The organism is Paenibacillus sp. NPDC056579 (assembly GCF_042793215.1).
GTDB lineage: Bacteria > Bacillota > Bacilli > Paenibacillales > NBRC-103111 > Paenibacillus_S.
Genome location: NZ_JBHTVD010000016.1, coordinates 121,671 through 142,677, shown reverse-complemented (window position 1 = coordinate 142,677; position 21,007 = coordinate 121,671). Strand labels below are relative to the sequence as shown.

The window sequence follows — 21,007 nt, the reverse complement described above, 5'->3', positions numbered from 1 at the left end:
TCTATGCAGCCTATCCTTATACAAGAAAAGGCAGGGATCCCTATGAATCGAATCTTATTCGTTTGTACTGGCAATACCTGCCGCAGTCCAATGGCCGAAGGATTAATGCGGCGGCTGCTGGCGGAACATCAATTACCGCATATCGAGGTGCGGTCAGCCGGAGTGTCGGCGATGGATGGAGCTCCCGTATCGCGTCATGCCGCTGCGATATTGAAGGAGACCGGTTCGGATTGCAGCATGAGCTCCAGCACTTTGTCAAGATCGTTGATTGAATGGGCCGATATCGTCCTGACCATGACGTCGGGCCACAAACAGCACGCCATCGGACGTTACCCGGAGTTTATCGATAAAATCTATACGCTGAAAGAATATGTGGACGACGATCCGAACGCCGCCGACCTGATTGCGGAAATGGAGAGTCTTATCGCCGATTTGCAGGTAAAACGGGCGCTGTCCCAGCAAGTGACGGACGAGGAACGGGCGAGAATATTGACGCTGGAGCGCAAGCTTCCCGATTACGATATCGCCGATCCGTTCGGAGGTTCTTTGTCCTTGTACCGAGAGTGTGCGGAGGAAATCGAAGCGGCATTGCTGAAGCTGGTTGCAAAGCTAAAGTCACAAGCCAATTAGGCTTTACACCTGCCTTTATTTCCGCTATGATAAAGATACATTACAAGACCCGATGTAACTGGCGACGAGTGGGCTTAACCACAGTGGAGCATCGGGACATACGGCCGGTCGCCTGGGCAAAGAGCGTCGATGTGCTGTCCGCAGCACTCGATTGCTCTTTTTTCGTTTTTTTGCCATCTTTCGGTTATAATGAAGCTAACTACAGTCAGGAGGCGAAAGACATTGAACATTGCAATTGGAGCAGATCATGCAGGAGTACGTCTGAAGGATGAATTGATCGGATTTATCGAATCGTTAGGGCATCGGGTAGCCGACGTCGGGTGCAACTGTACGGATTCGGTCGATTACCCCGACTATGCGATTGCCGTATGCGACCAGGTTGTATCCGGTCAAGCCGACAAAGGGATTCTGATCTGTGGAACAGGGATCGGGATGACGATTGCGGCCAACAAAGTACCGGGCATTCGCTGTGCGTTGGTTCACGACCTATTCTCGGCGAAAGCAACCCGCGAGCATAACGATACGAATGTGCTGTCCATGGGCGAGCGTGTCATTGGGCCGGGGGTAGCGCAGGAAATCGTCAAAATTTGGCTCGAAACCGAATTCTCCCAAGGAGAACGTCACCAAAACCGCATTAATAAAGTCAAGGCGCTTGAAGACAAGTACGCAATTCATCCGTAACGGAAGCTTGATGAAAGAGGCGATTCAAGTGAACAATTCGGACGTTTCTACTGCAGCAGCAAGCTCTGGAGACTTGAGTCATGCAGATAACGGCGCGTGGGATATCGCTTCGATACGTCCTGCGCTGGAGCAGGTGCTGCGCGAGCTTATCCGTGCGGGTAACATCGAGCGGGGACAGCTGATCGTATTCGGTACCAGCACGAGCGAAGTGATCGGCCGGCACATCGGCACTTCCGGAACGGAAGAGGTCGCCGGGCATTTGTTCGACGCCATCCAGGCGGTACGGGCCGAGGTCGGATTTTACCCTGTGTTTCAATGCTGCGAGCATTTGAACCGGGCGCTTGTGCTGGAGCGGGAGGCAATGAAGGAATATCGTCTGGAGCAAGTATCGGTCGTTCCGGTACCCAAAGCGGGCGGAGCCATGGCGTCCTATGCTTTTAAGAAGCTGGAGCAAGCGTGTGTTGTCGAAACGGTGGAAGCTCATGCGGGAATCGATATCGGGGGCACGCTGATCGGCATGCATCTGAAGCGGGTAGCCGTTCCGGTTAGACCGACCATTCGCCAGATCGGACAGGCGTCCGTCCAAATGGCGTTTACCCGACCAAAGCTCATCGGCGGAGCGCGGGCGGTTTATACTGCCCAAGAAGTTCCGGCTAACGGCACGGAAACCTGCAGCTAAATTGATTAGTCTTAATTGGAATGATACATCCCTATAAGCCGAACTTTAAGGAGGACATTAGACATGGAACAATTACGCAAGCAAGACCCTAAAATCGTTGAGGCGATGAATCTCGAAATCGGCCGTCAACGCGATAAAATCGAGCTGATAGCTTCGGAGAACTTTGTAAGTGAAGCGGTTATGCAAGCTATGGGTACGGTTCTTACCAACAAATATGCGGAAGGTTACCCGGGCCGCCGTTATTACGGCGGATGCGAGTACGTCGATATCGTTGAAGATATTGCACGCGATCGCGCAAAAGAGCTGTTCGGTGCGGAGCATGCGAACGTTCAGCCTCATTCCGGCGCTCAAGCGAACATGGCGGTTTACTTGGCGGCACTTCAGCCTGGAGATACCGTATTGGGTATGAACCTGGCTCATGGCGGCCACTTGACTCACGGAAGCCCTGTTAACGCATCCGGTCTTTTGTACAACTTCGTTGCTTACGGAGTAAGCGAATCCGATTCCCGCATCGATTATGATGATGTGCGCAAAGTGGCTTTCAAGCATAAGCCTCGTTTGATTGTTGCCGGTGCAAGTGCATATCCGCGCATTATCGATTTCGAAGCTTTGGCTCAAATCGCTAATGATGTAGGCGCATTGTTCATGGTGGACATGGCTCACATCGCCGGTCTGGTTGCTGCAGGCTTGCACCCGAATCCGGTTCCTTACGCTCATTTCGTAACAACAACGACTCACAAAACGCTTCGCGGACCTCGCGGCGGTATGATCCTGTGCCGCAAAGCTTGGGCTGCAGCTATCGATAAAGCCGTATTTCCTGGAACGCAAGGCGGTCCTCTGATGCATACTATCGCGGCCAAAGCGGTATCGTTCGGTGAAGCTTTGCAGCCTGAATTCAAAACGTATGCGCAAAACGTGATTAACAATGCCAAAGCGTTGTCCGAAGCTCTGATTGCCGAAGGCATTGATCTTGTTTCCGGCGGTACGGATAACCATCTGATGCTGATCGACCTGCGCAGCTTGAGCATCAGCGGTAAAGACGCCGAGCATTTGCTCGACGAAGTAGGCGTGACTTGTAACAAAAACGCGATTCCTTTCGACCCGGCGAAGCCTATGGTAACAAGCGGAATCCGGATCGGTACACCGGCTGCAACTTCCCGCGGCATGAACGAGGAAGCGATGAGAACGATCGCCAAAATTATCGCTTTGACCTTGAAAAACCCATCCGACGCCGCTGTTCATGACAAAGTGCGCGGCATGGTGAAAGATTTGACCGCTCAATTCCCGCTGTATCCTGGATTGGCTTACTAAGAATAACACAAGAGAGTCGACGCTTAAGGGCGCCGGCTCTTTTTTGCATTGCTGAACTTCATGCAACTGTAATTGAATTTTGTATATTCCTAAATAAGGAAAAATAGCATATAATATGTAGTTGTGAAAGCGCTTTATTTTTTGTTTTAATTTTTATAAGGGGTGGTCAATGATGAGTAAACAAGCATTTTGGATCGTACCAGCTATCTGCATGGCCTTATTATCCGCTTGCGGCGGAGGAGGAGCTACAACGGGAACAGACAGCCCGCAGCCTCAAGCCAAAAGAGACCCGATTGAGCTCGTTGTGTACCATCCGTTTCCTCAAGACTGGAGCGAAGAGGATTTCATGAAGACGTTCGGTGATCCGATGAAGCAAAAATATCCTCACATCACCTTCAAATATATCGCTGGCGGTAAAATCCAGGATCTGCTGACCGCGGGCCAAAAAATTGATATCCTTTATACGTCGATCGGAACGGTAGCCGCCCAACTCATCGAGAACCAGCTTCAATACGATATCACCCCGCAGATCAAAAAGTTTAATTATGATCTCAGCCGACTCGAGCCTACGATGGTGGACGCTGCGAAGAAGCAGGCCGGAGGCAATGCGATCTACGGGATTCCTGTGCTCGTTCCCCCGTCTACGATTTATTACAACAAAGATATTTTCGATAAATTCGGGGTCGCCTATCCGAAGGACGGCATGACTTGGGATGATCTATACGAATTGAGCAAGCAGCTCACCCGCATGGACAGCGGCACCCAATACTACGGCTTTGCCTCTTCCTACGGCCATTTGGCGGTCATGAACCAATTTTCCATGCCTATGATCGATCCGACGACGAGGAAGGCTACCTTTGACACGAACGAGAAGTGGAAGACGTTCTCCGATAACTTGACGCGGTTTTATAAAATCCCGGGATACAACCTGCAGGCTAACCAGATGTCGGAGCCGAACGAGCGGAACCGGTTCTTCAAGGACCGGAACATCGGAATGTTCCTCGCGTCGACCGCGCTCCATTCTGAGAAGGAGCTCGGGGACATGAACTGGGATCTCGCCTCGTTCCCGTTCTATAAAGAGATGCCGGGCGTCGGACCGCAAGCGTATCCGACCTACTTCTTCGTAACGTCCATGAGCGATTATAAGGACGATGCGTTTGAGGCGATCAGCTATTTGACAACGGACGAATATCAGATGCAAAAGTCCAAGGAAGGGAAGTTCTTGACCGTTCTGAATAAAAAGGAGATCCGGCAGGCGTTCGGACAAGACAACCCGATGTACAAAGGGAAGAACGTCAAAGCATTGCAGCCGGATAAGTACGCCCCTTCCGGCGGAGTCGATAAATACAACGCTACGGCTAGCGGAGAGTTGAATACGACCCTCAAGAACGTCAACCTTGGCACGAAAGACATCAATACCGCACTTAGAGAAGCGGCAGAGAAGGCGAACAAGAAGATTGAAGAGGCGGAAGCCGCTGCCGCTGCCGCAGGGAAGAAATAACCGCAAAAACCGTGCTTGTACAAACCGAATGCCATTTAGTACAATAAATACCATATATGTTGCAGAAGCTTGAGGAGGATGGTAGAAGATATGGAAACGGTTCAAACCCCAGGTTATTTCGGCCAATTCGGAGGCAGCTTTATTCCTCCCGATCTTCAGGAAGCTATGGATTATTTGGCACAGCAATTTGAGAAGTATAAGAACGATCCCGAGTTTATCGAGGAGTTTCAATATTATTTGAGAGAGTATGTCGGCAGGGAAAATCCTTTGACCTATGCCCGGCATCTGACGGCGAAGCTTGGCGGAGCCAAAATTTATTTGAAGCGCGAAGACTTGAACCATACCGGCTCGCACAAAATCAACAACGTGCTGGGGCAAATTCTGCTTGCCAAGCGAATGGGAGCAAAGCGGATCATTGCGGAGACCGGAGCGGGTCAGCATGGCGTGGCGACGGCCACCGTGTGCGCGATGTTCGACATGGACTGCACCATCTATATGGGAGCGGAGGATACGCGCCGTCAGGCTTTGAACGTGTTCCGGATGGAGCTGCTCGGTGCGAAGGTCGTTGCCGTCGATAAAGGCCAAGGCAGGCTGAAGGACGCCGTGGACGAGGCGCTCGGCGATTTGGTGCAAAACTACAAGAACACGTTTTATTTGCTGGGCTCGGCAGTAGGACCGCATCCGTTCCCGACGATGGTCAAGCATTTCCAATCGGTTATCAGTGAGGAATCGAAGCGGCAAATCATGGAGAAGGAAGGCCGCTTGCCTACCGCTGTCCTTGCATGCGCAGGGGGCGGCAGCAACGCGATCGGCTCCTTCGCCCATTATATTGATGAGCCGTCCGTCCGCTTGATCGGCGTAGAGCCGGATCAGGCTCCGACGCTTTCGGAAGGCGTACCGGCCATCATTCACGGCTTCAAGTGCCTCGTATTGCTCGATGAGAACGGCGAGCCGAGAAAAACGTATTCTATCGCGGCAGGTCTCGATTATCCGGGGATCGGACCTGAGCACAGCTATTTAAAAGAAAGCGGACGCGCGGAATATTACACGGTGACGAACGAGGAAGTGCTAGAAGCCTTCCAGGTACTGTCCAAGACGGAAGGGATCATTCCCGCTCTGGAAAGCGCGCACGCGGTTGCTTATGCGCTCAAGCTGGCTCCGACGCTGTCCAGCGAGGATATCCTGATCGTGAACCTGTCCGGGCGTGGCGACAAGGATGTAGAACAAGTGTTCCATATGCTGCAAAAATAGTAAGCGTCGTTGAATCATAGGCCTCCTCTAAGTATAGGAAATCGAGACTTCTGCTTATACTGGGGGAGGCTTTTCAATGCCTGTTTATGCCGCCAATCCAATCTTGTTACGAAAATGCGAAGTTGTTGGGATAGCATCTGACAATTGTGGTATAATAGATAAGATTTGGCGTAAAGGGGACAGAATATGGGAAAAGTATTTGTGTGCGATCATCCGTTGATACAGCATAAGCTCACTTACATAAGGGACAAGGCCACGACGACGAAAGATTTTCGCGAGCTTGTCGATGAGGTGGCCACGCTGATGGCTTATGAAATAACGAGGGACATACCTTTGCAGAAGGTGCAGGTGCAAACGCCTGTCGCTACCGCTGAATGCCGAGTCATATCGGGGCGGATGCTGGGGTTGATCCCTATTTTGCGTGCAGGTCTCGGCATGGTCGAAGGCATCCTGCAGCTGGTTCCGGCGGCTAAGGTGGGCCATATCGGGCTGTACCGTGATCCGGAGACGCTCGAGCCGATTGAATATTATGCCAAGCTGCCGACCGATGTAACGGAGCGGGAGCTGATCGTAATCGATCCGATGCTCGCAACCGGCGGGTCGGCTAATGCGGCGATTACGGCGTTAAAGAACCGTCAGTGCACGCAAATCAAGCTGATGTGCCTTATTGCTGCGCCTGAAGGCGTACAAGCGGTACAGCAGGCGCATCCGGACGTGGATATTTATGTAGCGGCCATCGACGATTATTTGGACGATCACGGGTACATCATCCCGGGATTGGGAGACGCAGGGGACCGTTTGTTCGGAACGAAATAAGAAACAAATCGGAGGGAAACCGGATATGAGCAAAATTAAAGTGATCACCATTTTCGGCACGAGGCCTGAGGCTATCAAGATGGCGCCGCTTGTGCTCGAGCTGCAGAAGCATCCGGAGCATTTCGAATCGCTGGTTTGCGTAACGGCGCAGCATCGTCAAATGCTGGATCAGGTGCTCGACACGTTCAAAATCAAGCCGAACTACGACTTGGACGTCATGAAAGAGCGTCAGACCCTGAACGAAGTGACGATTCGGGTGCTGCAAGGCCTGGAGCCGGTGTTCCGGGAGGAGAAGCCGGATCTGGTTCTTGTCCACGGCGACACGCTGACGACATTTTTGGCCAGTTACGCTGCGTTCCTGCAGCAGGTAAAGGTAGGTCATGTTGAAGCGGGGCTTAGGACATGGAACAAAATGTCGCCATATCCGGAAGAAATGAACCGGCAGCTGACGGGAGTGCTGGCTGATCTTCATTTTGCGCCGACGAATTTATCGGCTGGCAACCTCCGCAAGGAGAACAAATCCGATGAGTCGATCTTCGTGACAGGCAATTCAGTTACGGATGTATTCCAGTATACGGTACAGAAGGATTTCAACCATCCGGTGCTCGAATGGGCCGAAGGCAAGCGTCTTGTGCTGATGACGGCTCACCGCCGTGAAGCGCAAGGGGAGCCGCACCGGCAAATTTTCCGCGCCGTACGGCGTATTGCCGATGAATTCGAGGATATCGCCATCGTTTACCCGGTTCATCCGAGCCCGGCTGTGAAGGAACCAGCGTACGAGCTGCTTGGCGGACACCCTCGCATCAAGCTGATCGAGCCATTGGACGTGTTTGAATTCCATAACATTTATCCGCATGCGCATATGATTTTGACCGATTCCGGAGGTCTTCAGGAGGAAGCGCCTTCGTTCGGTGTACCGGTGCTCGTTCTGCGTGAAACTACCGAGCGTCCGGAAGGGATCGATGCGGGAACGCTGGAACTTGTAGGGACTAATGAAGAGAAGGTTTACGAGCGTGCGAGAGCACTGCTGACCGACGACAAATTGTACCAAAAAATGAGCCAGGCGGCGAACCCGTACGGCGACGGAAAAGCGTCGGAACGTATCGTTCAGGCCATCCTTTACCATTTTGGACATGCTTCTGCAAGACCCGAGCCGTTCCAACCGTGACAATCCTATGACAAACGTCACAGCGTACAGTTGCACTGTTTGGTTTGCAAGTCCGGAAATCCTTGATATATCAAGGGTTTCTGGAGATTTTTGATTAAAAAAACCAATCTATCTTTCATTGACAAATGAAGCTAACCTTAGATAAAATAAATGAGGATTGTTAGGGTACAGCCTATGAATCAAAAAGATCCGTACAATTCACCTTGGCGCGCAGCTGCTTTGGTCAGCGCTTTGGGCATCGACATCGTCGTTTGCACTACGATAGGGTATTTTGTAGGAGGCTTGGCCGGAAAACAATTTGGCAATGGCGAAAAGGCTTGGGTGATCTGGGGAGTACTGATTGGATTTGCAATCGGTATCTTCACGGTCGTACTGGTTCTTAAAAAGTTTCTGGAGGACAAACGGGAATAAAATGAATGACCAGATGAAGCCTATCGTTCGCGCCACATTGTTGTTTTTGTCTGCCTTGCTGCTGTTCTGGGCCTTTGTTCCGATGTACCGCACCTATGCTGCGGGCTTCATTCTCGGAATGTCGATCAGCCTTGTAAACGCTTGGATTTTGTCGATCAAGATCAAAGCGATCTCCCGCAACATTATCGAAAAAACGGAGAAACGGGTTGGTTTGGGAACGGTTTCCAGAATGTGCATGGCACTGATTGGGGTCATGATCGCATTGAAAGTGCCGCAATTCGACCTTATTTTCACCATTATTGGATTATTTTTCGTCCAATTGGCAACACTCCTGATGGGTTTACTATTTAGTAAAAGAAATCATTCGTAGTGCATGGAAAGGGGGGAAATATCGAATGCATGAATTTCCGGTGTTACAGCTGGGTGGTTTGAATATTGACCTGTCCAGTTTTCTCGGGATTATCGTATCCTGCGTAATCGTGTTCATTATGGCTCGCATGGCTGTGAAGAACTTGTCCGTAACCAATCCGTCCAAAATGCAAAACTTTATGGAATGGGTCATCGAGTTCGTACAAAACCTGATCGCCAGCACGATGCCGCTCAACAGAGTGAAGCCTTATGTGGCGCTTGGCATGACTTTGATTATGTTCATCTTTGTATCCAACCTGTTGGGTCTGCCATTCGGTTTTGTTACTACGCATGAGCAACCGGTGACATTCATGGGATACACGATCGTCTCCGAGGAAATGATTCACAACGCACACGGCGAGCATGGTGCTGAAGTGGCTTGGTGGAAATCGCCGACCGCCGACGTATCCGTAACCTTCGGTTTGGCAACGATTGTATTTATACTGACGCATTACCTTGGGTTGAAGCTGAACAGAAAGCATTATCTGAAACACTACTTCGAGCCGTTCTGGTTCTTCTTCCCGCTCAACTTGATCAAGGAGATTTCCAAGCCTCTTACGCTCGGTCTTCGTTTGTACGCTAACATCTTTGCGGGTGAAGTGTTGATTGCGACGATCCTGATGGCAGGCGTTTTCGGGACTCCGCTTCTTATTGCTTGGCAAGGCTTCAGTATTTTCGTCGGTGCCATTCAGGCGTTTTTGTTTACGATTCTTACGATGGTGTACATCTCGCAAGCGACCGTACACGAGGAAGATGGTCATCACTAGTCTCTTTACGAACTTATCTCAACCATGGCAGCGTTTCAATTAAGCGTGGAAAGAGAATAAGAGAAATACAACTATACTAAAATCCAGTACAATTTTTGAGGAGGATTTAACAATGGAATTTTTGGCAGCAGCTTTGGCAATCGGTTTGGGCGCACTTGGCGCAGGTATCGGTAACGGTATGATCGTAAGCAAGACAGTTGAAGGTATCTCCCGTCAACCAGAACTTCGCGGTACATTGCAAACAACAATGTTTATCGGGGTCGGTATCGTAGAGGTTGTTCCAATTATCGGCGTCGTTCTCGGCTTCTTGATTTTCTTCGGCGCTTAATTCCATGACGATTAGGTTTGGCGCGGAAGGCCTAAGCCCTTCCACGCCTTCGTTTTGCCTGAAATCACCGAAAGGAGTTGCTTAAATGGGTTGGCATTGGGAATCGTTCGTGTTTGCGATCGTAGCGTTCGTGATTTTATATGCACTCTTGAACAAATATGCTTTCGGGCCTTTGTTCGGTATCATGGAACAACGCAGACGCATGCTGTCTGAACAAATCACTACAACAGAACAAAACCGCCGTGAAGCGGAACAACTGATGGCTGAGCAAAAGCAAGCATTGCAGGATGTACGCAAAGAAGCTCAGGAGATTATTGAACAAGCTCGCAGAACCAGCGCCAAGCAAGGCGAGGAAATTGTGGAGCAGGCTAAAGCGGAAGCGACTCGTATGAAAGACGAAGCGCTCAAAGATATTGAGAATGAAAAGAACAAAGCCATTGCAGCTCTTAAAGGTCAAGTTAGCGCAATGTCCGTCATGATCGCTTCCAAAATTATCGAGAAGCAAATTGACGAAAAATCTCAGGAGCAATTGATTGAGCACTACCTGAAAGAAGTAGGGGGCAACAATCAATGAGCCAGAACACAATTGCAGCCAAAAGATACGCGAAAGCCTTGTTTGAAGTAGCCCGCGATCAAGACCGGATTGCTCAAGTAGAGCAGGAGCTTGACTCCGTTCTTTCCGTTTTGAAAGAAAATGCGGATCTGAACAAGCTGATCAAGCATCCGGGCATCGGGGCTGATGTGAAAATCGGGTTGATCAAGCAAATCTTCGAATCCACTCTTTCGGAAGTCGTGGTAAACACGATCAATCTTTTGATCGAAAAAGGAAGAGAAGAATCGCTTGAAGCAGTTGTGAATGCTTATAACAAGATTGCCGGCGACGCGCTGGGTGAAGCGAAAGCCATCGTCTATACTCCTGTGGAATTGACGGAGGCCGAATTGAACAGCATCACGGCATCTTTCAGCAAATTGATAAGCAAACAAATCCGTGTGGAATCGGTTCTCGATAAAAGCTTGCTTGGAGGCATTCAAGTTCGCATTGGCGACCGTCTGTATGACGGCAGCTTGTCCGGCAAGCTTGAGCGGTTGAAAAAATCATTGAATCAATCTCAAGCACTGTAGATAGGGGTGAGGAAATCTTGAGTATCAGACCGGAAGAAATCAGCACATTGATCAAACAACAGATTGAAAACTTTAAATCCGACATGCAAGTCGTTGACGTTGGTACAGTCATTCAAGTCGGTGACGGTATTGCTCGCGCTCACGGTTTGGAAAACGCTATGGCGGGCGAATTGCTTGAGTTTCCGAGCGGGGTTCTAGGCTATGTCTTTAACCTTGAGGAAAGCAACGTCGGTATCGTTATTTTGGGACCTTACAAAGACATTCGTGAAGGCGACCAAGTTAAACGTACCGGCCGTATCATGGAGGTTCCTGTAGGCGACGAATTGATCGGTCGCGTAGTGAATCCACTTGGACAGCCGGTTGACGGCAAAGGTCCTATTAACACAACGACGTTCCGTCCGGTTGAATCCCCGGCGCCAGGCGTTATGGCCCGTAAATCGGTTCATGAGCCTATGCAAACAGGTATCAAAGCGATTGACGCGATGATTCCTGTCGGTCGAGGTCAGCGCGAGTTGATCATCGGTGACCGTCAAACAGGTAAAACCGCCATTGCGATCGATACGATCATCAACCAAAAAGGCAACGGCGTAAAATGTATTTACGTTGCGATCGGCCAAAAGCAATCCACCGTTGTAAACGTTGTGGAAACGCTGCGTAAAGCAGGCGCTATGGATTATACGATCGTCGTAACGGCAAGTGCTTCCGAGCCTGCTCCAATGCTGTGGCTTGCTCCTTTCGCAGGCTGCGCAATGGGCGAGTACTTCATGTACAAAGGCGAGCACGCGCTTATCATTTACGATGACTTGACGAAACAAGCGGCAGCATACCGCGAGCTTTCCTTGCTGCTTCGCCGTCCTCCGGGTCGGGAAGCTTATCCTGGTGACGTGTTCTACTTGCACTCCCGTTTGCTCGAGCGTGCAGCTAAGCTGAGCGACGAGCTCGGCGCAGGATCGCTTACCGCGCTTCCGTTCATCGAAACGCAAGCCGGCGACGTATCCGCTTATATCCCAACAAACGTAATTTCGATTACGGACGGTCAGATTTTCCTTGAGTCGGACCTGTTCTACTCCGGTCAGCGTCCGGCGGTTAACGTCGGTATCTCCGTATCCCGGGTAGGTAGCTCCGCTCAAATCAAAGCGATGAAAAAGGTCGCAGGTACGCTCAAAACCGACCTTGCTCAATACCGTGAATTGGCTGCTTTCGCCGCGTTCGGTTCCGATTTGGATAAAGCGACCAAAACCCGTTTGGACCGCGGCTTGCGTACGCTGGAAATTCTGAAGCAAGGCGTTCACCAACCACTGTCGGTTGAGAAGCAAGTAGTCTCCATCTACACGGTGGTAAGAGGACATCTTGACGATTTGCCGGTTCAAGACATTCGTCGTTTTGAAGCAGGTTTCTTGGCTTACGTAGATTCCAACCGTCCGGAAATTCTGCAAAGCATCCGCGACACGAATGATTTGACGTCGGATAATGAGAACGCATTGAAAGATGCGATCCAAAGCTTCAAAAAAGGATTCGCACCTTCCGCAGAATAAAACTTAAGACTGAGCTTCTCGCTTGAGAAGCTCGGTGTTTCATATGAAGTCTTTTAACAGGCTTTTCGAGTGAAGGCTTTTCTGTCCAAGGAAAAGCTTCGAGAGAGAGGTGAGCAAGCATGGCAAAAGGGATGCGCGAAATTAAGCGCGAGATCAAGTCCAAACAAAGCACCAAGCAAATCACGAAAGCGATGGAGATGGTTGCGGCCTCTAGGCTTAGAAGAGCGCAAGAGGCAGCCGAAGCTGCGCGTCCTTACGCGGATAAGCTGAAGGAAGTGGTCGGCAGTATTGCAGCAGGTACCAAGGGTGTTAAGCATCCAATGCTGCAAAACCGCGAAGTGAAAAAGACGGGGTATCTTGTTGTCACTTCGGACCGTGGTCTCGCTGGTGGTTATAACGCAAACGTGCTGCGTAAAGTAATGGCGGAGATCAACGAAAGACATAAGTCCCCTTCCGAGTACTCGATCTTTGTGATCGGGCGCAAAGGCAGAGACTTCTTCCGCAAGCGCAATATCACTATCGTTGAAGAAGTGACGGGTCTTTCGGACTCGCCGACCTTCAGTGACATTAAGACGGTTGCTGCTGCAGCGGTTAAAAACTTCGAGAACGGAACCTACGATCAGTTGTACCTGGTGTATAACAAGTTCGTGAACGCGATCTCTCAAATTCCTACGATGAAACAGCTTTTACCGATGGAAGATATGGGCGGAACGGTAGTATCGAACTATGAATATGAGCCTTCCCCGGAAGGCGTTCTGGAAGTACTTCTTCCGAAATATGCAGAGACACTGATTTACAGTGCGGTTCTGGATGGTAAAGCAAGCGAATTCGGTGCGAGAATGACGGCCATGAACAACGCTACGAAAAATGCGACGAAGATGATCGGCTCGTTGACACTGTCTTACAACCGTGCTCGTCAGGCTGCCATCACTCAAGAGATTTCCGAGATCGTCGCTGGCGCGAACGCACAGTCTTAGAATACGCAATATTGGAACGTACGGACATCGGTTTAAAAAGTACAGCTTGTGACAAGCCTGCTCGCAGCTATCGTGTAAGCTAAGAAGCGGCTTAGTCCAAGAATAGAGCTTTAGGAGGGAAAACAGTGAGCAAAGGGCGCGTTGTGAACATTACGGGGCCGGTCGTCGACATTGAGTTCGAGCGTGGACACCTCCCTGAGATTTTAAATGCGATCAAAATTGAGAAAAAAGCTGAAAAAGCAGGCGAACAGGACATCAAGCTGACGGTTGAAGCTGCTGTACATTTGGGCGACAATCTGGTTCGCTGCGTTGCAATGTCTTCCACTGACGGTTTGGTTCGCGGTTTGGAAGCAGTGGACACAGGCGCGGCTATCAGCGTTCCTGTAGGTCAAGCAACATTGGGCCGTGTATTTAACGTATTGGGCGATCCTATCGACGGAGTTGAAGAAGTGGACCGCACTTTGACAAGCCCAATTCACAAAAGCGCTCCAGCGTTCGACAATTTGTCGACGCAAGCGGAAATTTTGGAAACAGGGATCAAAGTTATCGACTTGATGGCTCCATACGCGAAGGGCGGTAAAATCGGTCTGTTCGGCGGTGCGGGCGTTGGTAAGACGGTAACGATGCAAGAGTTGATTCACAACATCGCTTCCGAGCATGGCGGTATCTCCGTATTCGCCGGCGTAGGCGAGAGAACACGTGAAGGTAACGACTTGTACCACGAGATGAAGGAATCTGGCGTTATTTCCAAAACCGCGATGGTTTTCGGACAAATGAACGAGCCTCCAGGTGCCCGTCTTCGCGTAGCATTGTCCGGTTTGACCATGGCGGAATATTTCCGTGATGAAGAGGGCCGTGACGTGCTTCTGTTTATCGACAACATTTTCCGTTTTACTCAAGCAGGTTCCGAGGTTTCCGCCCTTCTTGGACGTATGCCTTCTGCGGTAGGTTACCAGCCGACATTGGCAACGGAAATGGGTCAATTGCAAGAACGTATCACATCCACGAAAAAAGGTTCCGTTACGTCGATCCAAGCGATCTACGTTCCTGCGGATGACTATACGGATCCGGCTCCGGCTACAGCGTTTGCTCACTTGGATGCAACGACGAACTTGGAGCGTAACATCGCGGCAATGGGTATTTTCCCAGCGGTGGATCCATTGGCATCGTCTTCCCGTATTTTGACTCCGGAAATTCTTGGCGAAGAGCACTACAACGTAGCGCAAGGCGTTAAGAAAATTTTGCAGCGCTATAAAGAACTGCTCGATATCATCGCGATCCTCGGTATGGACGAATTGTCCGACGAAGATAAGCTCACGGTTCACCGCGCAAGACGGATTCAATTGTTCTTTGCTCAGCCGCTTCACGTGGCCGAGGCATTTAACGGAATTCCGGGCTTGTATGTACCGGTTAAAGAAACGGTTCGCAGCTTCAAGGAAATTCTCGAAGGCAAGCACGACAATCTTCCTGAACCGGCTTTCCATAACGTAGGTACAATCGAGCAAGCGATCGAAAAAGCGAAAACGTTGTAATTCATTCATATACATCGCCGGGCGGACCTCTCGAGAGCATTCGTCCGGCGCATGCAGTACGGACACGAAGCGAGTTTGGTGTTCGCTTACGAAGTGGACTTTTCATAAGAAAAGTTCTTAGGAGGAATCCAAGTGAGTACTTTCCTACTTGAAATTGTAACTCCTGAGCGCAAAGTGTTCGCCCAAGAAGTGAACATGATTATCGTGAAGGGCGTAGAAGGCGAGCTTGGCATTCTGCCAAATCACATTCCTTTGGTTACTCCATTGAAAATTGCACCGGTTACCGTGAAGCAGAACGGCAAGCAAGAGCATATCGCGGTAAACGGCGGCTTTATGGAGGTTCGCAAGGACAAAGTGGTTATTCTGGCGGAAAGCGCTGAGCTGCCGGAACAAATCGATATCGAGCGTGCTAAAGCAGCCAAATCCCGCGCAGAACAACGTCTCTCGTCCAAAAAGGACGAATATGATTTTAAACGCGCCGAGGTGGCATTGCAAAAAGCATTGAATCGGATCGAGGTTTTTGGGAGAAAATAAGCTACAACTTAAAATGCGGGGGAACTTGGGTTCCTCCGCTTTTTTTGCATATCGAAATGATGAGGTTGGCGGCCTATCCTGCATGCAGAAGGGTCAAATGAACGGAATAATTACCTTTTCAAGGGAATTTGTATTAGACACCCCAACGGGCATTTGTTATAATTGTTTAGGCATAAATTAACAGAAGTGATGTGCAAGATAAGATTAGTCAATAGACGGACATCGGGAAATCGTCTTGTTCGCGCTTACATAGGATGCAAGAAGACAGAACGAGCCTCTACTGTAAAATCCATCCTGCACAGACTATCAAAGAACATACTTTCCAAAACGAAGTGGGAGGCGGATCGTTCACGATGTACATGAACAATTACGTGGTCGTAGCCATTTTTCTCATGCTTGGAGTGTTACTTCCTATTGTAGCGCTTACAGTGGGACGATTGCTTCGCCCAAACAAACCGGTGGAGGAGAAGTATACCACTTATGAGAGCGGTAATGAGCCTGTGGGCGAGAGCCATGTGCGGTTCAACATCCGTTATTATTTGTTTGCGCTGATGTTTGTCATTTTTGATGTGGAAACTGTATTTTTGTACCCATGGGCCGTTGCGTATAAGCAATTAGGCTTGTTTGCGCTTGTAGAGATGTGTATTTTTGTCGGGCTGCTGGTAGTCGGATTAATTTACGCTTGGAAGAAGAAGGTGCTGCAATGGACTTCAATTTAGAGTCGATAACTCCGGAAGAAAGACAAGAGCTCGAACGCAATGTGTTTATGACGACGCTGGAGCAGATCAAGTCTTGGGCACGAAGCAATTCCTTGTGGCCTTTGACTTTCGGACTGGCATGCTGTGCTATTGAAATGATGGGAACCGGGGGGTCTCATTATGATCTTGACCGGTTCGGCGTTATTTTCCGCACGTCTCCCAGACAATCGGACGTAATGATCGTGGCCGGAACCGTAACGAAGAAGATGGCTCCGCTGCTGCGCCGATTGTACGAACAAATGCCGGAGCCCAAATGGGTTATTGCCATGGGATCCTGTGCAACGGCGGGCGGTCCGTATGTGAAATCATACGCAGTGGTTAAAGGCGTCGATCAGGTGGTACCTGTCGATGTATATATACCAGGCTGCCCGCCGAATCCTGCCGCTCTTATTTACGGAATCAACAAGCTGCAGGAGAAAATTCGCTACGAAGCAAAAACCGGTAAGCAGGTGACGAACCGATGAGCGATGAGCAAAAGAAGGATCTGCCTCAGGATGCGGCGGCCGAGTCCCGGAAAGAGGAGCCTGCGGCAGCCGATGAGGCTGTAAATAAGCCGGAGAGCGCTGCGCCAAGCGAGCAGGTCACGCCTGCAGCTGCAGCCGAGCCGGCGGAAGCGAAGCAAGCGGAGGCGTCAGCTGAGGCAGGTGAAGCGGCTCCGGCGGCACAAGCTGAGAAGGCTGCTGCAGCTCCTGCAGAGCCGAAGGCCGAGGCCACTGACGCACCGGCGGACGCCAAGGTCGAGCCGAAGGCGGAGAAAGCCGACGACGCACAGGCAAAGGCTGACGCAGCAGCGGCTAGAGCGGCTGCACGTGCTGCGCGTGCGGCTGCCAAGGAGCCGTCAGACGCGCCGGCAGCGGAGAGTGCCGCTCCTTCGGACGAGGAGAAGGAAGCGAAGGCGAAAGCGGCAGCCGAAGCACGGGCTGCAAGGGCTAACGCGCGGGCGAAGAAGACGGAGGGCGAGGATGATGCTCCCAAGCAGCCGTCACCAAATCAGCCGAGATTGGACCAATGGGTCAAAATCTTGAAGGAGCAGATAGGCGACGATGCGGTGGAGGAGGCTTTTATCAATGAGAAGGACGGCCATCTTCCGTATATCATCATCAAGAATGAGAAGTGGGTTTCCTCTGCAGAGCAGCTGAGGGACCATAGCGAATTCCAACTGAATTATTTGCGCAATGTGTCCGGCATCGACCAGGAGACACATATGGAGGTTGCTTACCATCTGTTGTCTTTGGAGACGAAGCAGGAGCTGTGCGTCAAAATAAAAACGAATCGGGATGCGGCAACGATCCCTTCGGTAACCGGTGTTTGGCCGACGGCCAACTGGAACGAACGCGAAATTTATGATTTGCTGGGCATTGATTTCCCGGGACATCCGGATATGAGAAGAATCATGATGTCTGACGATTGGGTCGGCCATCCGCTTCGCAAAGACTATGAACCGCTTGACCCGGAGGTGTAGAGTCTCTTGATTAGAACGGAAGAGTTGCTGTTAAATGTAGGGCCTCAGCATCCGAGTACCCACGGGGTTTTTCGTATCGTGGTTAAGCTGGACGGGGAAATCATAACGCATGCCGATCCGGTGATGGGGTATTTGCACAGAGGAACCGAGAAGCTTGCGGAAAATTTGTCATACACTCAGATCATCCCGTACACGGACCGCATGGATTATGTGTCGGCCATGACCAACAATTATGTGCTGGTTCATGCCGTTGAGAAGCTGATGCAGCTGGAGATCCCCGAGAGAGCGGAGTTTTTGCGGCTGATTGTTATGGAGCTGCAGCGCGTTGCCAGCCACTTGGTCTGGTGGGGCACGTATTTGCTCGATATCGGGGCCATGAGCCCGTTCCTGTTCGCGTTCCGTGACCGGGAGATCATCATTGATTTGTTCAACGAGCTGTGCGGCGCACGGTTGACCTACAACTACATGCGGGTCGGCGGCGTAAAATGGGATGCGCCGGAAGGCTGGATCGAGAAGGTAAGGAAGTTCATTCCTTACATGAGAAGCAAGCTGGACGAGTACAACAATCTGGTCAGCGGCAACGAGATCTTTTTGGCCCGGATCAAGGGCATTGGCAAATACGATGCGCAAACCGCTATCGCTTACGGCTTAAGCGGAGCGAACCTGCGTTGTACCGGTGTGAATTGGGACATTAGGAAGGATCAGCCCTACAGCTTGTACAACCGGTTTGAGTTCGATGTGCCGGTTGGCCATAACGGGGACTGCTACGACCGCTATTTAATCCGGTTTGAGGAAATACGCCAATCGTTGCGCATTTTGGAGCAGGCTGTGGAGCAATTCCCGGCAGAAGGCGAGATCATGGGCAAGGTACCTCGGGTGGTGCGCCCGCCGGAAGGCGAAGTCTATGCCCGGATTGAAGCGCCGCGCGGAGAAATCGGCTGCTACATCGTATCCAGGGGTAAAGATAAGCCATATCGGCTGAAATTCCGCCGACCTTCATTCGTTAATTTACAGATTTTGCCGAAATTGTTAGTCGGCGAAACAATGACCAATCTAATTACGATTCTCGGAGGCATCGATATTGTCGTTGGGGAGGTGGACTGCTAATGGGAGATTTATTGCAACAGCAGTTGACTTTGACCAATTTCGCGATCTTTTTTGCTTGGGGCGTCGTCCTGCTGCTGGTCGTACTGGGCTTCGTAACGTATGCCATCTATTTTGAGCGCAAGGTTATCGGCTGGATGCAATTCCGGATCGGGCCGAACCGTGTAGGTCCATTAGGACTGCTGCAGAGCGTCGCGGACGTGACGAAGCTTCTTATCAAGGAGGATACGATTCCGCGGAAGGCGGAACGGGAGCTGTTTATTTTGGCTCCGGTCATCACCTTCATTCCGGCCTTCGTTGTTCTTGCAGTCATTCCGTATTCGGAAAGACTGATCAGCACCGATTTGAACGTAGGGCTGCTATATTACGTAGCCCTTTCGGGAATATCGACGATCGGTATCGTATTGGGCGGCTGGGCGTCCAACAACAAGTACGCATTGCTTGGCGGCATGCGGTCCGCTGCGCAAATGATCAGCTATGAAATTCCTCTGGTCATTTCGGTGATCGGCGTTATTATGATGACCGGCAGCTTGAATTTGAATGTGATCGCCGAGCAGCAGGCGGGCGGGTTCTGGCATTGGAACTTTTTGCCCCAAATCATCGGGTTTGTCGTGTTCATCATCGCAGGAGTATCGGAGCTGAACCGTACCCCGTTCGACTTGCCTGAAGCGGAGTCGGAGCTTGTAGCCGGCTATCACGTCGAGTACAGCGGCTTCCGTTTTGCCTTCTTTATGCTCGCGGAGTATGTGTACGTGTTTGCCATCGCCGGATTGACGACGACCTTGTTCCTAGGCGGGTGGCACGCGCCGTTCCCGTTCCTGGAATTTATCCCGGGGATCATCTGGTTTCTGTTGAAGTTCTCGTTCATTGTGTTCTTCCTGTTCTGGATTCGGGCCACACTGCCAAGGATTCGGGTCGACCAATTGATGGGAATGGGCTGGAAGGTGCTGCTGCCGCTTGCGCTCGTTAACATCTTCGTAACGGCGATTTTGATGAGTATCGGACTCAGATCGTAGGTTTCCATTCAAATAACCATGGCGCTTTGGAAAGGGTGAGAAATCATGAAAGGCATAGTCAAAGGTCTCGGTGTTACCCTGAAAAGCTTGACGCAGAAAAAAGTGACCTATGCATATCCGGACGTGCCTTTGCAAATGCCGGACCGGTTCAGGGGCATACAGCATTTTGATCCTGACAAATGCATCGTTTGCAACCAGTGTGCTCGGATTTGCCCGACGGAATGCATCAACTTAATCGGTAAAGCGAACCCGGACCCAGAGAAAAAGGGCAAGGTCATCGATACGTACGATATCAACTTCGAAATTTGTATTTTGTGCGACTTGTGCACGGAAGTATGTCCGACGGAAGCTATCGTCATGACGAATAATTTTGAGCTCAGTACCTATAGCCGTGACGATCTGTTCAAAAACTTGCAGTGGCTCAACGAAAACAATGTGAATGTGCGGAAGGAAAACAACTCGGCGCTTCCGAAAGGTGGGGCGAAATAGCATGCTGGGAAATATCGGAACGTTTTTATCCAGCGGTGAGAATATCGCGTTTTTCGTCTTTGCTCTGATGGCGATAGGCGGGGCGATCTTTATGATCAGCTTCGACAAGGTCGTTCACATGGTGTGCGCACTGGCTCTGACCTTTATTAGTATGGCGGGATTGTACGTCATTCTGGATGCGGAGTTCGTAGCTTTTGTGCAAATATTGATCTACGCCGGTGCGATAACAATCCTCATGATTTTCGGGATCATGATGACCAAGCACCAGGGGGAGGAAGCGGAGCCGAAGCGGCCGGTCCATAATGTGCTGCTGATTATCGGATCCTTGGCGCTGTTCGGCGTCCTGTTCTATGCGATTCAGAACGTCACCTTCCCATCGGGAGAGTTCAAGGCGGCAGAGGACAACACGATGGAGATCGGCAAGCTGTTGTTCAATCAGCATGTCATTCCTTTTGAACTGATGTCAGTGCTCTTGACGGTAGCCTTCATCGGAGCGATTGTCATCGCCAAGAGAGAGGAGGACTAGG

25 protein-coding genes and 1 riboswitch are annotated in these 21,007 nt (G+C 50.7%); all 25 genes read left to right on the top strand.

All coding sequences use genetic code 11. The annotated features are described in order from the left end of the window. Positions 1-42: 42 nt before the first annotated feature. The 25 genes from ACFQ88_RS36395 to ACFQ88_RS36275 all read left to right on the top strand — a co-directional run bounded on the left by ACFQ88_RS36395 (position 43) and on the right by ACFQ88_RS36275 (position 21,006). Entirely contained in the window at positions 43-630 is a 588-nt protein-coding gene (locus ACFQ88_RS36395; RefSeq protein ID WP_239630533.1) for a low molecular weight protein arginine phosphatase, read from the top strand. A 44-nt stretch (positions 631-674) separates the two neighbouring features. Continuing rightward, positions 675-755, top strand: a riboswitch (ZMP/ZTP riboswitch). Positions 756-852: 97 nt separating this feature from the next. After that, entirely contained in the window at positions 853-1,311 is a 459-nt protein-coding gene (rpiB, locus tag ACFQ88_RS36390) for a ribose 5-phosphate isomerase B (RefSeq protein WP_239630532.1), read from the top strand. Further along, complete coding sequence (locus tag ACFQ88_RS36385) at positions 1,283-1,990, top strand: TIGR01440 family protein (RefSeq protein ID WP_239630531.1); 708 nt, start codon at positions 1,283-1,285, stop codon at positions 1,988-1,990. The genes rpiB and ACFQ88_RS36385 overlap by 29 nt, the downstream gene beginning before the upstream one ends. Before the next feature lie 63 nt (positions 1,991-2,053). Continuing rightward, a complete protein-coding gene (gene glyA, locus ACFQ88_RS36380; protein WP_379462507.1) occupies positions 2,054-3,301 on the top strand; it encodes a serine hydroxymethyltransferase in 1,248 nt (415 codons plus the stop codon). A 172-nt stretch (positions 3,302-3,473) separates the two neighbouring features. After that, the gene (locus tag ACFQ88_RS36375) at positions 3,474-4,802 is read left to right on the top strand and encodes an ABC transporter substrate-binding protein (protein ID WP_379462505.1); all 1,329 of its coding nucleotides are present in this window, start codon (positions 3,474-3,476) and stop codon (positions 4,800-4,802) included. A 90-nt stretch (positions 4,803-4,892) separates the two neighbouring features. Further along, a complete protein-coding gene (trpB, locus tag ACFQ88_RS36370; RefSeq protein WP_379462503.1) occupies positions 4,893-6,053 on the top strand; it encodes a tryptophan synthase subunit beta in 1,161 nt (386 codons plus the stop codon). A gap of 186 nt (positions 6,054-6,239) precedes the next feature. Beyond that, positions 6,240-6,869 carry a uracil phosphoribosyltransferase gene (gene upp, locus ACFQ88_RS36365; protein WP_239630527.1) on the top strand — a complete coding sequence of 210 codons (630 nt, stop codon included), beginning with the start codon at positions 6,240-6,242 and terminating at the stop codon, positions 6,867-6,869. A gap of 25 nt (positions 6,870-6,894) precedes the next feature. Further along, positions 6,895-8,037 (top strand): non-hydrolyzing UDP-N-acetylglucosamine 2-epimerase, encoded by a 1,143-nt coding sequence (gene wecB, locus ACFQ88_RS36360; RefSeq protein WP_379462501.1) that lies wholly within the window; start codon positions 6,895-6,897, stop codon positions 8,035-8,037. A 174-nt stretch (positions 8,038-8,211) separates the two neighbouring features. Further along, complete coding sequence (locus ACFQ88_RS36355; protein ID WP_239630525.1) at positions 8,212-8,448, top strand: AtpZ/AtpI family protein; 237 nt, start codon at positions 8,212-8,214, stop codon at positions 8,446-8,448. 1 nt (position 8,449) lies between these two features. Next, positions 8,450-8,818: an ATP synthase subunit I gene (locus ACFQ88_RS36350; protein WP_239630524.1), complete on the top strand. Its 369-nt coding sequence runs from the start codon at positions 8,450-8,452 to the stop codon at positions 8,816-8,818. A gap of 25 nt (positions 8,819-8,843) precedes the next feature. Next, positions 8,844-9,623, top strand: coding sequence for a F0F1 ATP synthase subunit A (gene atpB, locus ACFQ88_RS36345; RefSeq protein ID WP_239630523.1), 780 nt, complete (start codon positions 8,844-8,846; stop codon positions 9,621-9,623). A gap of 112 nt (positions 9,624-9,735) precedes the next feature. Next, complete coding sequence (gene atpE / locus ACFQ88_RS36340; protein WP_054796275.1) at positions 9,736-9,951, top strand: F0F1 ATP synthase subunit C; 216 nt, start codon at positions 9,736-9,738, stop codon at positions 9,949-9,951. A gap of 85 nt (positions 9,952-10,036) precedes the next feature. Next, a complete protein-coding gene (gene atpF / locus ACFQ88_RS36335) occupies positions 10,037-10,525 on the top strand; it encodes a F0F1 ATP synthase subunit B (protein ID WP_239630522.1) in 489 nt (162 codons plus the stop codon). Beyond that, a complete protein-coding gene (locus tag ACFQ88_RS36330) occupies positions 10,522-11,073 on the top strand; it encodes a F0F1 ATP synthase subunit delta (RefSeq protein ID WP_379462497.1) in 552 nt (183 codons plus the stop codon). Before atpF ends, ACFQ88_RS36330 begins: the two co-directional genes overlap by 4 nt. Positions 11,074-11,090: 17 nt before the next feature. Beyond that, on the top strand, positions 11,091-12,608 hold the full coding sequence (gene atpA, locus ACFQ88_RS36325) for a F0F1 ATP synthase subunit alpha (RefSeq protein WP_239630520.1): 1,518 nt from the start codon (positions 11,091-11,093) through the stop codon (positions 12,606-12,608). Positions 12,609-12,727: 119 nt separating this feature from the next. Continuing rightward, a complete protein-coding gene (gene atpG, locus ACFQ88_RS36320; protein ID WP_239630519.1) occupies positions 12,728-13,585 on the top strand; it encodes an ATP synthase F1 subunit gamma in 858 nt (285 codons plus the stop codon). 125 nt (positions 13,586-13,710) lie between these two features. Continuing rightward, a complete protein-coding gene (atpD, locus tag ACFQ88_RS36315; RefSeq protein ID WP_239630518.1) occupies positions 13,711-15,117 on the top strand; it encodes a F0F1 ATP synthase subunit beta in 1,407 nt (468 codons plus the stop codon). 132 nt (positions 15,118-15,249) lie between these two features. Continuing rightward, positions 15,250-15,651: a F0F1 ATP synthase subunit epsilon gene (locus ACFQ88_RS36310; RefSeq protein ID WP_239630517.1), complete on the top strand. Its 402-nt coding sequence runs from the start codon at positions 15,250-15,252 to the stop codon at positions 15,649-15,651. 353 nt (positions 15,652-16,004) lie between these two features. After that, the gene (locus ACFQ88_RS36305; protein ID WP_028550961.1) at positions 16,005-16,370 is read left to right on the top strand and encodes an NADH-quinone oxidoreductase subunit A; all 366 of its coding nucleotides are present in this window, start codon (positions 16,005-16,007) and stop codon (positions 16,368-16,370) included. Next, positions 16,355-16,873, top strand: a complete 519-nt coding sequence (locus tag ACFQ88_RS36300; protein WP_239630515.1) for a NuoB/complex I 20 kDa subunit family protein — start codon at positions 16,355-16,357, stop codon at positions 16,871-16,873. Before ACFQ88_RS36305 ends, ACFQ88_RS36300 begins: the two co-directional genes overlap by 16 nt. Beyond that, positions 16,870-17,871, top strand: a complete 1,002-nt coding sequence (locus ACFQ88_RS36295) for an NADH-quinone oxidoreductase subunit C (protein ID WP_379462493.1) — start codon at positions 16,870-16,872, stop codon at positions 17,869-17,871. Before ACFQ88_RS36300 ends, ACFQ88_RS36295 begins: the two co-directional genes overlap by 4 nt. A 6-nt stretch (positions 17,872-17,877) precedes the next feature. Continuing rightward, complete coding sequence (locus tag ACFQ88_RS36290; protein WP_239630513.1) at positions 17,878-18,978, top strand: NADH-quinone oxidoreductase subunit D; 1,101 nt, start codon at positions 17,878-17,880, stop codon at positions 18,976-18,978. Next, positions 18,978-19,991 (top strand): NADH-quinone oxidoreductase subunit NuoH, encoded by a 1,014-nt coding sequence (gene nuoH, locus ACFQ88_RS36285; RefSeq protein ID WP_379462425.1) that lies wholly within the window; start codon positions 18,978-18,980, stop codon positions 19,989-19,991. Before ACFQ88_RS36290 ends, nuoH begins: the two co-directional genes overlap by 1 nt. A 45-nt stretch (positions 19,992-20,036) precedes the next feature. Continuing rightward, a complete protein-coding gene (gene nuoI, locus ACFQ88_RS36280) occupies positions 20,037-20,480 on the top strand; it encodes an NADH-quinone oxidoreductase subunit NuoI (RefSeq protein WP_239630511.1) in 444 nt (147 codons plus the stop codon). Between the two features lies 1 nt (position 20,481). Continuing rightward, positions 20,482-21,006 (top strand): NADH-quinone oxidoreductase subunit J, encoded by a 525-nt coding sequence (locus tag ACFQ88_RS36275; RefSeq protein WP_379462422.1) that lies wholly within the window; start codon positions 20,482-20,484, stop codon positions 21,004-21,006. Position 21,007: the final 1 nt, after the last annotated feature.

Coding starts and splice junctions, on each gene's coding strand:
- ACFQ88_RS36395 (WP_239630533.1), top strand. CDS start 43: ATGAATCGAATCTTATTCGTTTGTACTGGCAATACCTGCCGCAGTCCA.
- glyA (WP_379462507.1), top strand. CDS start 2,054: ATGGAACAATTACGCAAGCAAGACCCTAAAATCGTTGAGGCGATGAAT.
- ACFQ88_RS36375 (WP_379462505.1), top strand. CDS start 3,474: ATGAGTAAACAAGCATTTTGGATCGTACCAGCTATCTGCATGGCCTTA.
- trpB (WP_379462503.1), top strand. CDS start 4,893: ATGGAAACGGTTCAAACCCCAGGTTATTTCGGCCAATTCGGAGGCAGC.
- upp (WP_239630527.1), top strand. CDS start 6,240: ATGGGAAAAGTATTTGTGTGCGATCATCCGTTGATACAGCATAAGCTC.
- wecB (WP_379462501.1), top strand. CDS start 6,895: ATGAGCAAAATTAAAGTGATCACCATTTTCGGCACGAGGCCTGAGGCT.
- ACFQ88_RS36355 (WP_239630525.1), top strand. CDS start 8,212: ATGAATCAAAAAGATCCGTACAATTCACCTTGGCGCGCAGCTGCTTTG.
- ACFQ88_RS36350 (WP_239630524.1), top strand. CDS start 8,450: ATGAATGACCAGATGAAGCCTATCGTTCGCGCCACATTGTTGTTTTTG.
- atpB (WP_239630523.1), top strand. CDS start 8,844: ATGCATGAATTTCCGGTGTTACAGCTGGGTGGTTTGAATATTGACCTG.
- atpE (WP_054796275.1), top strand. CDS start 9,736: ATGGAATTTTTGGCAGCAGCTTTGGCAATCGGTTTGGGCGCACTTGGC.
- atpF (WP_239630522.1), top strand. CDS start 10,037: ATGGGTTGGCATTGGGAATCGTTCGTGTTTGCGATCGTAGCGTTCGTG.
- ACFQ88_RS36330 (WP_379462497.1), top strand. CDS start 10,522: ATGAGCCAGAACACAATTGCAGCCAAAAGATACGCGAAAGCCTTGTTT.
- atpG (WP_239630519.1), top strand. CDS start 12,728: ATGGCAAAAGGGATGCGCGAAATTAAGCGCGAGATCAAGTCCAAACAA.
- ACFQ88_RS36305 (WP_028550961.1), top strand. CDS start 16,005: ATGTACATGAACAATTACGTGGTCGTAGCCATTTTTCTCATGCTTGGA.
- ACFQ88_RS36300 (WP_239630515.1), top strand. CDS start 16,355: ATGGACTTCAATTTAGAGTCGATAACTCCGGAAGAAAGACAAGAGCTC.
- ACFQ88_RS36295 (WP_379462493.1), top strand. CDS start 16,870: ATGAGCGATGAGCAAAAGAAGGATCTGCCTCAGGATGCGGCGGCCGAG.
- nuoH (WP_379462425.1), top strand. CDS start 18,978: ATGGGAGATTTATTGCAACAGCAGTTGACTTTGACCAATTTCGCGATC.
- nuoI (WP_239630511.1), top strand. CDS start 20,037: ATGAAAGGCATAGTCAAAGGTCTCGGTGTTACCCTGAAAAGCTTGACG.
- ACFQ88_RS36275 (WP_379462422.1), top strand. CDS start 20,482: ATGCTGGGAAATATCGGAACGTTTTTATCCAGCGGTGAGAATATCGCG.